General features: G+C 52.6%; 13 protein-coding genes and 1 pseudogene. 8 read left to right on the top strand and 6 right to left on the bottom strand.

The genetic code is table 11. The features are described 5' to 3' along the window. The first annotated feature begins 2 nt into the window (after window positions 1-2). From fdhD to NT140_11160, 7 genes are all read left to right on the top strand, one after another. Window positions 3-764 carry a formate dehydrogenase accessory sulfurtransferase FdhD gene (gene fdhD, locus NT140_11190; GenBank protein ID MCX5832428.1) on the top strand — a complete coding sequence of 254 codons (762 nt, stop codon included), beginning with the start codon at window positions 3-5 and terminating at the stop codon, window positions 762-764. Window positions 765-781: 17 nt separating this feature from the next. Further along, window positions 782-2077, top strand: a complete 1296-nt coding sequence (locus NT140_11185) for an O-acetylhomoserine aminocarboxypropyltransferase/cysteine synthase (protein MCX5832427.1) — start codon at window positions 782-784, stop codon at window positions 2075-2077. 94 nt (window positions 2078-2171) lie between these two features. Then, complete coding sequence (gene cysK, locus NT140_11180; GenBank protein ID MCX5832426.1) at window positions 2172-3098, top strand: cysteine synthase A; 927 nt, start codon at window positions 2172-2174, stop codon at window positions 3096-3098. 167 nt (window positions 3099-3265) lie between these two features. Further along, the gene (locus NT140_11175; protein ID MCX5832425.1) at window positions 3266-4417 is read left to right on the top strand and encodes a homoserine O-acetyltransferase; all 1152 of its coding nucleotides are present in this window, start codon (window positions 3266-3268) and stop codon (window positions 4415-4417) included. Then, window positions 4407-5003: a methionine biosynthesis protein MetW gene (gene metW / locus NT140_11170; GenBank protein MCX5832424.1), complete on the top strand. Its 597-nt coding sequence runs from the start codon at window positions 4407-4409 to the stop codon at window positions 5001-5003. The genes NT140_11175 and metW overlap by 11 nt, the downstream gene beginning before the upstream one ends. Window positions 5004-5047: 44 nt before the next feature. Continuing rightward, window positions 5048-5797 carry a serine O-acetyltransferase gene (cysE, locus tag NT140_11165; GenBank protein ID MCX5832423.1) on the top strand — a complete coding sequence of 250 codons (750 nt, stop codon included), beginning with the start codon at window positions 5048-5050 and terminating at the stop codon, window positions 5795-5797. 5 nt (window positions 5798-5802) lie between these two features. Continuing rightward, window positions 5803-6834 (top strand): hypothetical protein, encoded by a 1032-nt coding sequence (locus NT140_11160; GenBank protein MCX5832422.1) that lies wholly within the window; start codon window positions 5803-5805, stop codon window positions 6832-6834. 39 nt (window positions 6835-6873) lie between these two features. Here NT140_11160 and NT140_11155 read toward each other — a convergent pair whose 3' ends face one another. From NT140_11155 to NT140_11145, 3 genes and pseudogenes are all read right to left on the bottom strand, one after another. Next, a complete protein-coding gene (locus NT140_11155; GenBank protein MCX5832421.1) occupies window positions 6874-7266 on the bottom strand; it encodes a polymer-forming cytoskeletal protein in 393 nt (130 codons plus the stop codon). Next, window positions 7266-8114, bottom strand: a complete 849-nt coding sequence (locus tag NT140_11150) for a M23 family metallopeptidase (GenBank protein ID MCX5832420.1) — start codon at window positions 8112-8114, stop codon at window positions 7266-7268. The genes NT140_11155 and NT140_11150 overlap by 1 nt, the downstream gene beginning before the upstream one ends. Window positions 8115-8494: 380 nt before the next feature. Then, a pseudogene (locus NT140_11145) lies at window positions 8495-8713 on the bottom strand (site-2 protease family protein). Between the two features lie 311 nt (window positions 8714-9024). Here NT140_11145 and NT140_11140 point away from each other — a divergent pair. After that, window positions 9025-9294 carry a GSU2403 family nucleotidyltransferase fold protein gene (locus NT140_11140; GenBank protein ID MCX5832419.1) on the top strand — a complete coding sequence of 90 codons (270 nt, stop codon included), beginning with the start codon at window positions 9025-9027 and terminating at the stop codon, window positions 9292-9294. 71 nt (window positions 9295-9365) lie between these two features. Here NT140_11140 and NT140_11135 read toward each other — a convergent pair whose 3' ends face one another. From NT140_11135 to NT140_11125, 3 genes are all read right to left on the bottom strand, one after another. After that, window positions 9366-9764, bottom strand: a complete 399-nt coding sequence (locus NT140_11135) for a HEPN domain-containing protein (GenBank protein ID MCX5832418.1) — start codon at window positions 9762-9764, stop codon at window positions 9366-9368. Continuing rightward, complete coding sequence (locus NT140_11130) at window positions 9761-10087, bottom strand: nucleotidyltransferase domain-containing protein (GenBank protein MCX5832417.1); 327 nt, start codon at window positions 10085-10087, stop codon at window positions 9761-9763. Before NT140_11130 ends, NT140_11135 begins: the two co-directional genes overlap by 4 nt. Before the next feature lie 88 nt (window positions 10088-10175). Continuing rightward, window positions 10176-12959 (bottom strand): class I SAM-dependent DNA methyltransferase, encoded by a 2784-nt coding sequence (locus tag NT140_11125; GenBank protein ID MCX5832416.1) that lies wholly within the window; start codon window positions 12957-12959, stop codon window positions 10176-10178. Between the last annotated feature and the right edge of the window lie 67 nt (window positions 12960-13026).

Genomic DNA, 13026 nt, shown 5'->3' with positions numbered 1-13026 from the left:
CAGTGGAAAACTTTGTGATAACGTCCATCAGGCAGGGCGTCCGAGAGGAAAAAAGCGATGCCGTCACCGAGGAAGTGCCGCTCACCATCGAGCTAAACGGCACGGAGCTGGCGACTCTCCTTTGCAGCCCCTCGGACTTGAAAAATCTGGTCGTCGGCTTTCTCTATACATCCGGATTTATCGAGGCAGCGGCGTCCATAAAAACGCTTACCATAGATCAGGACCGCTGGAAGGCCTACGTGGAGTGTTATGTTTCCTTTCCGTCGGATATGCTTTTCAAGCGGATTTATACTTCCGGTTGCGGGAAAGGCATAATCTTTCACAACCCGCTGGATTTGATGCAAAGAGTCCGGCTGGCCGACGGTTTTACTATGGCCGGCGAGCAGTTTTTCGGCATGATGAAAAAATTTATCACGAGTTCGGAAGAATTCCGGCTTACGGGCGGTGTCCACAGCGCTGCCCTGGTCGGTGGAGCCGAAATGATATTTAAAGACGATCTGGGCCGTCACAACGCCCTGGACAAGGCTATCGGGGAGGGGCTGCAAAAGAAAATTAACTTCAGCGCTCAGGTGGCGCTGACGAGCGGCCGGGTTTCTTCGGAAATAGTCGCCAAGGTGCTGCGCTGTCAGATCCCGATTCTGGCTTCTGCCGGCGCCCCGACGAATCAGGCCGTGAAAATAGCCCGGGAAGCCAATATGACCCTGTTGGGATTTGTCCGCGGGCAGCGCATGAATGTATATAGCGGGGAGCAACGGATAATCTGACTTTATTGGAGGGGATGATGAGCAAGATAGACAATAAATTGCGGGTGGAAACACTGGCCTTGCATGGCGGACAGGAAGCCGATCCGACGACGGGATCGCGGGCTGTGCCGATCTATCAGACGACTTCGTATCAGTTCAAAGATACGGATCATGCGGCCAATCTGTTTGGGCTCAAGGAATTCGGCAACATCTACACCCGCCTGATGAATCCGACCAACGACGTGCTCGAAAAAAGGATAGCCCTGCTCGAGGGCGGTGTTGGTGCTCTTGCGGTCGCGAGTGGCTCGTCAGCCATCACGCTGGCCCTCCTCAATATCGCCCAGGCAGGTGATGAAATTGTTTCGGCCGACAACCTCTATGGCGGAACTTACAATCTTTTTCATTACACCTTCCCGCGGCTGGGCATAAAGGTCAAGTTCGTGAAGTCCAACGATCTCGCTGCCCTGCAAGCGGCGATTACACCCCATACCAAGGCGATCTATGCAGAATCAATCGGCAATCCCAAGTTAGACGTGGTCGATCTGGAGGGCATCTCCGCGGTGGCGCACCGCAATAACCTTCCCTTTGTGCTCGATAACACCGTGTCGCCCTATCTGTTGCGGCCTTTTGATTTCGGCGTGGATATTATTGTCTATTCGGCGACTAAATTTATCGGCGGCCACGGCACCTCGCTGGGCGGCCTGATCGTTGATTCGGGCAAGTTTGATTGGACGGGCGGCAAGTTCCCTTTGATTACGGACCCCGACCCCAGTTATCACGGCCTGGAATTTGTGGAGGCCATGAAACCCATGGGAAATATTGCCTTTATCATCAAGGCCCGCGTAGGATTGCTGCGCGATCTGGGGCCGGCCATGTCGCCGTTTAATGCCTTTCTTTTCCTCCAGGGTCTGGAAACAATCCATTTAAGGATGCCCAGACATTCCGAAAACGCCTTGGCTATCGCCGGCTATCTGGAAAAGCATCCTCTCGTGAGTTGGGTAAACTACCCGGGGCTTGCCTCGAGCCCGGAAAAAGCCAGGGCCGACAAATATCTGCCCAAAGGGGCCGGGGCGATCATCGGTTTCGGCATCAAGGGCGGAGCCGAGGCGGGGAAAAAATTCATCAATTCCCTGGAGCTGGTATCTCATCTGGCCAACGTGGGTGATGCCAAGACCCTGGCGATTCATCCGGCCACGACCACGCACCAGCAATTATCGGCCGCCGAGCAATTAGCCACCGGTGTAACTCCCGATTTTATCAGGCTTTCCATCGGTATTGAGCACCTGGACGACATCAGGGCCGACATCGGTCAGGCGTTGGAGAAAACAAAGTAATAAGGGGACACCTTGTAATTAGGGGACACCTTACTAATTTTGAAAAAATTAGTAAGGTGTCCCCTAATTACGGCCCCCTTTTAAGGAGGGGAAAATGGCGAAAATATTCAGTGATATTACCCAAACCATCGGCAATACGCCGCTGGTGAGAATTAACAAAATAACTGCGGGACTTAAGGCAACAATTCTGGTAAAGCTGGAATCATTCAATCCCCTTTCGAGTGTGAAGGACCGGATCGGGGTGGCGATGATCGAGGCCGCCGAGCGGGACGGATTGCTGAACAAGGATTCGGTTATTATTGAACCGACGAGCGGGAATACGGGCGTGGCGCTGGCTGTTGTGTGCGCCGCCAAGGGTTACAAGCTAATCCTGACGATGCCCGATACCATGAGTCTCGAGCGGAGGCACCTGTTAAAAATTCTCGGTGCGGAACTGGTGCTGACGGAAGGCGCCCGGGGGATGAAAGGGGCCATTGAGAAGGCCACGGAGCTGGCAGACAGCACCGATTACAGTTTTATTCCGCAGCAGTTTAACAACCCCGCCAATCCGGAGATCCATCGCAAAACGACAGCGGAAGAAATCTGGCGCGATACGGACGGGCAGATAGATTATTTTGTTTCCGGGATCGGCACGGGGGGCACCGTCACGGGGGTAGGAGAGGTATTGAAAGCCCGGCGGCCTTCTGTTAAGATCGTCGGCCTTGAACCTGCGGACTCCCCCGTCCTGTCGGGCGGCAAGCCGGGAATCCACAAGATTCAGGGGCTCGGGGCCGGTTTTGTGCCCGGGATATTGAAGCGTGATGTCATTGATGAAATTATGCAGATATCCCACGAAGATTCGGGCGAGATGGCGCGCCGTCTGGCGAGTGAAGAAGGCATCCTGGTGGGTATTTCCAGCGGCGGGGCCATGTGGGCCGCCTTGGCAGTGGCCAAACGACCGGAGGCGGAAGGCAAAGTGATCGTGGCCCTTTTGCCCGATTCGGGGGAAAGGTATCTATCAACCTGGCTTTTTCAAAAGTAGGAGGTAATTGCAAAAGTCGTCACACCGGTGAAAAACGGTGTCCAGTGTTTTTGTAACACATTTAAATTTCTGGATTCCGGCTTCCGCCGGAATGACGTGCTGTGCATTTATACGACTTTTGCAATTGCCCCGTAGGAATAATCTTTTTGTGAAGGTTTTTATAGAGCATGACTAAAGAAGGAAACATCGGGAAAGTCTCGGTAAAATATTTTACCTTTGCCGAACCGCCCCAGGAAATGCCGCTGGAATTCGGGGGCGCGCTGGGGCCGGTCACGCTGGCTTATGAGACCTATGGGAAATTGAACGGCGATAAAAGCAATGCCGTTTTGGTTCTCCATGCCCTTTCCGCCGATGCCCATGCGGCCGGTTATCATGAGGGAGAAAAAGACCCCGGGTGGTGGGACGCCATGATCGGTCCCGGCAAGGCCTTCGATACTGACAGGTATTTTGTCATTTGTTCCAATGTTATCGGCGGCTGCAAGGGAAGCACGGGGCCCTACGCCGCCAATCCCGATTCCGGCCGCCCCTATGCCCTTAATTTCCCGGGCATTACGATTGCCGACATGGTAAAGGCGCAGCGGCACCTGATCGTTCACTTGGGCATAAAAAAAATGCTTTGCGTGGCCGGCGGTTCCATGGGCGGGATGCAAGTTCTGCAGTGGGTGGCCGCTTATCCGGAGATGGTGCGTTCGGCCATTCCCATTGCCACGACTACGAAGCATTCCCCGCAGCAGATTGCCTTTAACGAGGTGGTGCGGCAGTCCATAATGGCCGACACCTCATGGCGCGACGGAGATTATTATGACTATGGCCAGCCGGAAAGAGGGCTGGCGCTGGCGCGGATGATCGGCCATATCACCTTTATGAGCGATAAATCCATGGAGGAGAAATTCTCGCGCCGGCGGAAAAACACCAACGTTGCTTTCAAATTTGCGGCCGATTTTGAGGTAGAGGGCTACCTGCGCTACAAGGGGGACAGCTTTGTCAAGCGTTTTGATGCCAATTCCTATCTCTACATCACTAAGGCTATGGATTACTTCGATCTTTCCGGAGGCAAGCTTATCCCGGAGGGGGCAACGGTGGAGACGCGCTTTCTCGTTATCTCCTTCAAGTCGGATTGGCTCTACCCCTCCTACCAGTCCCAGGATATCGTCAGGCAGCTCAAGACCAGACATGTGGATGCCACGTACTGCGAACTGCGTTCCACCTACGGCCATGACGCCTTTTTAGTGGAATTGGGAGAAATGAAGGAATTGGTCAGGCATTTTATTGATAAAACATTCAATGGTTACGAGGTGACAAGTTCTGATGGCGGCTGAGTCCCTGCGTCTTGACTACAAGATTATCTACGAAATCGTCGAACCCGGCGCTCGCGTTCTGGATCTGGGCTGCGGCAGCGGCGATCTGCTCTACCACCTGGTCCGCGACAAGAATGCCAAGGTGCAGGGGATCGAGTTTGACGACGAGGCAATCTACCAGTGCGTTAAAAAGGGGTTGAGCGTCTTCAACAGCGATATCGAAAGTGGCCTCGTGGAGTATCCCGATAAATCCTTCGATTACGTCATCCTGAACCAGAGCATGCAGGAGGTGACGCAGGTTGACTATATCATTCATGAAGCGCTGCGCGTCGGCGGCAAGGTCATTGTCGGCTTTCCTAACTTCGCCCACATTGCGGCCCGTTTCCGGCTCTTTTTGCGGGGGCGGGCGCCCATGACGAAGGCGTTGCCCCATCACTGGTACAACACCCCCAACGTGCGCAGCCTGAGCCTCAGCGATTTCCGGGAATTTTGTCAGCAAAAAGATGTCCAGATATTGAAGGCTTATTATCTGGGTGAGCAAAAGATAATAAATTTTTGGCCGAACCTCTTTGCCCTGAATGCCATCTTTGTATTGGCGAGGCAGTAAAAATTAAGAGTTAGGAGTTACAGACAACCAACAAGGGTATTTTTGTGAATAATTTTTTCTCGATCGTAAAAGAGGATGTCCAGACCGTCTTCAAGAAGGACCCGGCGGCTCGCGGCATCCTGGAGGTTATTTTATGCTACCCGGGCTTGCACGCCCTCTGGATGTACCGGGTGTCTAACTTTCTTTGGCGGCATGCCTTCTATTTGACGGCTCGCATCATCTCACACCTCGGCCGATTTCTCACCGGCATCGAAATACATCCGGGAGCGAAAATCGGCCGGCGTTTTTTCATAGATCACGGTTCCGGTGTGGTGGTCGGCGAGACGACGGAAATCGGCGATGATGTCCTGCTTTATCAAGGAGTTGTGCTTGGCGGAGTGAGCCTCAAAAAGGAGAAGCGTCATCCCACCATCGGCCATAATGTCATGATCGGCGCAGGCACCATTATTCTGGGTCCCATCACTATCGGCGATGGCGCCAAGGTTGGCGCCGCTTCGCTGGTGGTGAGGAATGTACCGGCAAATTCCGTGGCCGTAGGTGTTCCGGCCCGGATAGGCGTGGGTTATTCGGCCAAGGAGCTCACGGATTTCGGCCATAACCGTCTGCCCGACCCAATTGCCGATGCCTTTAAATTCATCAGCAAACAGATTGATACCATTGAAGAAAGACTCGGAGATGTGGAGCATATGCAGGGCATCAAGGTGGAAATAGACAGGTACGTGGAAGACAAAAAGCGTGAAATTAAAGCGATTTTTTCTTTAACGGAAGAATTTGAAACAGGTGCGGGTATCTGATGCCAATAAATAATAACGCCTTGGCCCTGCTTTCCGGTGGCCTGGACAGCACGCTGGCAGTCAAGATGATGGTTGACCAGGGGATCGCGGTCACGGCCCTGAACTTTACGAGCCCCTTCTGCAATTGCAGCTCCCATAAGGCCGGCTGTCAGCACCAGGCCGGCAAAGTGGCGAGTGAATTCGGGATTCCGATCCGTGTTATCGCGAAGGGCATGGATTACATGCGGCTCGTGGAAAATCCGCCGCATGGCCATGGCCGGGGCATGAATCCCTGCATTGATTGCCGTATCTACATGCTCAGGAAGGCCAAAGAAATGATGCCCGAACTGGGGGCGTCTTTTGTCATCACGGGCGAGGTAATCGGTCAGCGCCCCATGTCGCAGCGCCGCCAGCAAATCGAGCTGATCGAAAAGGAAAGCGGCCTGGCCGGTCTTATTTTGCGACCGCTGTCGGCGCAGCATTTTCCCCCGACGAGGCCAGAGCAGGAGGGCGTGGTTGATCGGGAGAAGCTCCTGGCTGTTTCCGGAAGATCGCGGAAGGTGCAGATAGCGCTGGCCCGGGACCTGGGGGTCAAGGATTATCCCTGCCCGGCAGGCGGCTGTATGCTCACCGATCCCATCATGGCGGTGCGACTGCGCGATCTTTTCGCCCACGTGCCCGATTATGATTTTAATGACTTACAGTTTCTGAAAATTGGCCGGCACTTCCGGCTGGAGAACGATCTGAAAATAATTCTGGGTAGGAATCACGAGGAAAACGAAAAGATTGCCCTGCTGGCGTGGGGACACCTTTCCAACAAAGGTGTCCCCGCTGCGACTATCTTTCTACCCGAGGACTTCCGCGGCCCCACGGCCTACGTGCCTGAATCCAGCCATGACGATGATGATACCGTAGTCGGGGAGATTCTGGCCCGCTACTGTCAGGAGGAGCATGACACTTATCTGATTAAGAAAAAGGTTTGCGGCGGAGAAGAAACCTTTTTTTCAGTTCACGAGAAATTTTCCGCAGCACGGCTGGAGGCCTTCCGCATGGGATGAAGCCCCCCTTTACTGGTCATCAAGAATAGTAAGCTTTTATCACTCGGCGGCGCCGAACTCGATGACATTCTTATCCGATTCCACGCCTCGCCCTGACAGGGCGTTGTCCATGCGGCACATACCGTTAAAGATCGCGCCATCCATGATGGAAATGCTTTTCGTCAAAATATCCCCGGTAATTTTGGCCGTGCTCTTGATTTTGATGCTTTCCGTCCCCAGCAGGTTACCTTCAATCTTTCCGGCAATGGAAATGCAGTTCGCGGAAATATCACCCTGGATATAGGCTTTCTCGCCCAGAATGACTTTTTCGCCCTGCACATTGCCCAGGATCGTCCCTTCAACAAGGATTGTTCCCGGAGATTCAACGTCTCCTGTGATTTTCGAATTTTCTCCCAGAACCATTTTCAGCCTGTCTGCTTTTCTAATAAACATCAGGACTTTTCCTCCATGTAATTCAGCGGATTCCGAGCCTTGCCCTCTCGCCAGACCTCATAGTGGATGTGGTTTCCAGTTGCAGAGCCGGTGGAACCGGTGTAGCTGACGGTCTCTCCGCGTTTGACCCTCTGGCCTACCTCCACAATAATTTTACTGTTGTGGGCATAATAAGTAAAGAAACCTTGACCATGAGCGATGACGACGAGCTTACCACCACCGCGATTCCAACCGGCGAAGCTGACGATGCCATCCGCAGTTGTCGTAACGGGTGTACCCGCGCTCGCCGAAATATCCAGACCATGGTGGAATTCCGAATGTCCGTTAATCGGATTGATACGACCGCCATAGGAGGACGTAATTGGCCCGGCAACAGGCAAGCCTCTAGGAGTGGCGAGATACAGGTCCTTCTGGGTGCGGAGATAATCTTTGATAGCGCCTACGGTCTGCAGGGAATATTCGATCTGCTGTTGAACCTGATTGATATCGAAGGCTCCCATGCCTGATGCGTCAACTTTCTCCATGATCTTGGCCTTTGATCCCAGGGAAACCAGGGCGTGAAGATATTTTTCCTCCTTCTTCAGAGATAACAGGGTGGAGTTGAAGTCCGACACTTTTTTCGAATAATCAACCAGTTGCTGTTTTACATCCCGATAGCGGATGGCATCGGGGATCAGAGAACAGAAATAGATGAGGCCGACAAACGAAAAAAAAGTTGATATGACGATGGCGATGGCAGGGACATTTAAATTCAAGGTCCTGCGGGTGTAATCATGGGGGATTAGCATGATGGTGATAGGTGTTACGGCCTTACGACATAGCGTTCTGATTTTATGATAGAATTCCATGACGATGCCTCCCTCAAATCAAAACAATTGCTCAGTCAATAGATGGTACTGATTTGTCGCTCAACTCTGGAAAGCAGAGGGTAAAAAGAACCTTTGTTTGTTTGATTTTTTGATGAGATATTGCCTTCGGGGCAGAGTATAGGGGGGCTGTTATTGCTTGTCAAGGGATATTTTGGCAACAGATATTTTTGCTTCGAAAAGCAGGGGCTTGCGATGCATTTGGGAAAGAGATGTGGCCTGGTAAGGATTTACCTGTTTAACAATAAACTTATGAACGATAAGATAATCCAGCGGAAAAAGGCGATTACCGGGTCCAGGGCGCCGATGTAGAGCAAGCCGATGATGATAAAAAATCCATAAGGCTCGAGTCGGGAGAAGGAATATTGAAACCGGGACGACATAAAGCCCATGAGGATTTTGGAACCGTCCAGAGGTGGAATGGGAATCAGGTTGAAGGCGGCCAGGATGATATTGATCTGCGCTATATAGTAAAGAATCAGTTTTATTTCTCCTGGAGCTGAAGGAGATAAAAGCCGCCCGCCCAAGAGGGCCGCAAAGGCCAACGCGATATTGGCCGCGATGCCGGCCGCCGAAACCATGATCAAGCCCTTACGCTTATTTTGGATATTGCCAAGGTTTATCGGCACCGGCTTAGCCCAGCCAAAGCCGAAAAAAAGCAGCATCAGCGTACCTACCGGATCGAGATGTTTAAGCGGATTGAGGCTTAACCGGCCTGCCAGCTTGGCCGTCGGGTCGCCCAGGCGGTTGGCAACCCAGCCGTGCGCCAGTTCATGAATGATAATTGAATACAAAATAGGTACGGCCAACATGAAGAAAACGGCCGGTTTGTTTAGCAGCAGGTTGAGAAGACCCATTTATTCCATCCGTTTCATTAAAGTAGTTTGCCATTGTGAGTTACAGGCCTCCGGATGTCAATATAAATCTGTCACCCTTTTCGACACTCAACTACCTGATCGAAGACCCGATCCGCGGCGCATTGTTGAACGGCGATGCTAAGCTTGTGCTCATCCCGCAACCCATCCGCTATGCCTTGCACAAACTGATTGTTTCACAGGAGCGTGAAGTGACGGCAGGAGCAAAGCGCCAAAAGGATCTCTGGCAGGCATTTCAGTTGCCGGAGTTTTTTGATGGTGAGGTATTTTCATTTCGCATTTATTGAAGTCATCAGGTGAGGTTGATGTTTTTTTGTACCAGCTTTCGATCGGTAATGATCGAAGCGAGGTATGATCGTTAAGGCGACTTTGGGAGTTCTTTATCAATCACCTGATCAAGCTCTTTGATAAAATGCTCAGCCAAGGTTAGCCACTCCTTCATCTTCTCCGCTTCGAATTTGACAAAATCGGCATAATCGCCTTTCTGCCGAAAATCGTACATGCGTGAGAAGAATTTGCCCAATTCCACACTCACTTTACCGGTCCTGATAAAGTGCTCGTTGAACAAGGCCCTTATCCCTGTATGTTTTGCCGAAGAAAGATTTTTCGTCAAGAGGAGCGCCATCACTTCGTAAAACAAGGCATAATAGATCCGATTAAGCGTTGAGAACAGTCGCCCCGCCTGAAAAAGAAGGTGTGCATCATCCAGGGTTTCCCGGGATTTTTCACGTCGGTAACGGATTAAATCCTCGTTCATACAAAGAGACTTTCCCGCTGAATATTTTTATATAGTGGCATTGAAGCCGCCTGTTCCGAAGACCAGAATTCTTTTGAATAAACGATGGTGCCGATGATCACGCCACACTCCAATTCAATATCGTATGCCAGGTCAAAGACCTGCTCTTCGATAGCATTACTCACCTGAGAAGGTAATACAACGAGAATGTCTATGTCCGAGTTCTCGTGATAGTCGCCTCTGGCCACCGAACCGAAAATCCGCAATTCCACATCATCGCCGTGCAACTCGACCAGTCTTTCTTTTAACGACCTAATAGCCTTTTCAATTTGCTTTTTGTTCATGATTCATTCCCCATACGTTTTTCCGGTCTCATTATACATTACAATCGCTAAATCACAAATGTTTTTCCTGTATTTTTGATAAGATCGTTCAAACACGATGGACCTTCTTTCTTGGCGGCTGGGCCATCGCCCTGATAAGGGGTTCGGTGTAATTTCGATAGAGGTCGAAAAGGAATCTCAACCGTTCCAGTTCCGACTTGAAGGCCGCTGGGCGGTAGCAGAGATCAACAACGGCGTCCAGAGCGCGGTGGGCGTCGAGGAGCTGCTTCGGCATGGCGTCGGGATCGTAAAGATCAGCCAGGGTGGAATTGGCAAATTCGGCGCGAACGTCCAGGATTTTTTGCGCGGCCGCTGCAACCCGTTCCTGCCGCTCCGGCGCCGGTGTCTCGGGCCAGGGAAAGTTGTTGTAAACGAGGCTGTTAGAGTAGCGGTAATCGCTTTTCAAGCGGCCGCAGACCTGGCGCATCCAGGCCATGTGCATGAGCGAGGTGAGGACGCCGAAGTGCCACAGGGTTGCGTTCGGAACAATTGAAACCGCATTATTTACAATCACATCCCTGGTTAAAAAACCCAGTGGAATGTACTTTCTGTGCTCAGAAGATACCAATGGCACAAGGAGATAATCATCGTCCGTTTGACGGATCTCAGCAAATAACGAAGGTATTTCTGCCTGTCTGACCGTTGCATCCTTCTTGCTCTGCATCCGGAACTTTCTCACCGCCTCCACACGCCTCATGATTTCCGGCATGGTCCTGATTTCCCCCGGCGCAGCATCTTTTAGCCAGAGGCACCAGCGATTCTCGCCGTTGATGAACTCCTGGGAGCCAAGAATCCGCCGCAGATACTTTTCTGCACGGGGCTCTTTGCTCAAGAACTCGCCTTTCTCAGCATCTGTCAGGAACAGGTTGCCGCCGTCTACCGGCTTGTTGCCGAAAAACATCTCCGGCACGTTCTGCAACGGTCTGTTCCGGCTCGTAATCACAATATCATCCGCATCAACGAGATAGGGATTGATATTCTGCGCCCGGATTTCCATCGGCTCACTAACGGGTGTTTCGTAGTCGTAGAGGCGCTTGATCGGGCCGTCAAAGGCCGCGAAGCCAATAATGACGCAGAAGACATGGGCGTTGCCTCTGGCCTCGTTGGACCATTTGAACGTCCGGTGGGCGAAATGGATTTTGACGCCCTTGCTGAAAAGCCAGGGCCACAGGACGCCGGTCTGCTCGCCCTGGGTGATGGAATTCGTGGAGACGAAGGCGACCTTAATTTTTGTGTCCCGGACGTATTCGGCCGCCTTCAGATACCAGGCGCAGACGTAGTCGAGGACGCCAAGACCGGTCAAGTCTGCACCGAGCGCCAGCATGTCGGCGGTTTGTTCTGCACTGCGGTTGTGTTTGCCCACAAAGGGCGGATTACCCAGGATGAAAAGTGTTGTCTCCATTTCCGCGGCCGCCGGTTTGGGAACAAGCGCGTCCCAGTCTAAGCGCAGGGCATTCCCCTGGGCGATATGGGCTGATTTTTTCAGGGGCAGGCGGGTGTAGGTCTGGCCGAACTCCGCCGAGAGCTCCATATTCATCTGGTGGTCAGTAAGCCAAAGGGCGACCTCAGCGATGCGGACGGGAAACTCCTCCAGTTCAATCCCGTAGAACGCGTCCACGTCAATCCGCGACAACAGGCTGATGTCGGTCTGCAAGGTCTCCGGGAAGTTGCCCCGCAATTTCCGCATCTGCTTGAGGACGGCGATCTCCAGCCGACGCAGCTCCCGGTAGGCGATGATGAGGAAGTTTCCGCAGCCACAGGCCGGGTCGAAAAAACGCAGCCGGGCGATTCGTTCGTGGAACCGGTTCAGCTTCCGGAGATCGCTCTGCAGTGCCTCAAATTCGCGGTAGAGATCGTCGAGGAACAGTCCGCGGACAACCTTCAGGATGTTCCTTTCGGAGGTGTAATGGGCGCCGAGGTTGCGGCGTTTCCCCGGATCCATGACGGACTGGAACATCGAGCCGAAGATGGCCGGAGACACCCGGCTCCAGTCGAAGGCAAGGCACTCCAACAGGGTCCGTCGCATCCGGGAGTCGAAATTGGGAAAGCGGAAGACCTCCTCGTAGAGGGCGCCGTTGACGTAGGGAAATTTTTCCAGGTCTTCGTCCAGGGCTTTCTCCCTCTTATCAGGTGGCGTATCGAGGGTCTGAAAGATTTGGGCAATGAGGGCGCCGGTGTCGGTTCCGTCTTCCCGGGTCTTTTCCTCCATAATAAACCGGAAGTGGTCCCGCGGAAATATGCCCGTGTCGTCCGCAAAAAGGCAATAGATAAGACGGATGAGAAAAATCTCGAGTTTGTGACCATCGTACCCACCCGCCAGCAGGGCGTCGTGCAGCTCGCCCATCTTCTTGGCGACCTGCACATTGACGGGATCTTCATCCTGGTAGGTCCGTTTCGTATAGCCGGACATGAAGCCGAACCGGTGGATTTGCGCTGGCAGATCAGCCAGAGGAAAATCCGTCTCTCTGTCTGCCTCCAGATCATAGAGACGAAAGTTGGCGAAATCGGAGACGAGAACGTATTTGGGAAGGTCCTGTTCCGATATTCCGGGGAAATAGTCCAAGGCCTGCTGGTAGGCTCGATCGAGATTTTTGCCCAGGGATTTATGCTCGACGATCAGCATGCCCTTCCAGAACAGATCAATGGCGCCGGCATTGTTACCAAGCTTTTTGACCGGGGCCTCAAAGGCGGCCACGCGGCGGCGGGAAATGCCGAAGATATCGAAGAATTCGTTCCAGAAAGTCTGGGCCTCGGACCGTTCCCGCACTACAGAAACCCATCGAGAGGAAAATTCCAGGGCGCGATCGCGTATCTCTTTCTGGCTCAGGGGCATAAACTAACCTTGTATCATTTTTGTTTGACTGGAAGTGGATTCCCACAATTTCCGTCAATCCCAAACC

The organism is Deltaproteobacteria bacterium, assembly GCA_026388415.1.
Taxonomy (GTDB): domain Bacteria; phylum Desulfobacterota; class Syntrophia; order Syntrophales; family JACQWR01; genus JAPLJV01.
Note: the sequence above shows the minus strand (reverse complement) of the source record. Positions and strands in the feature narration are given on the sequence as shown.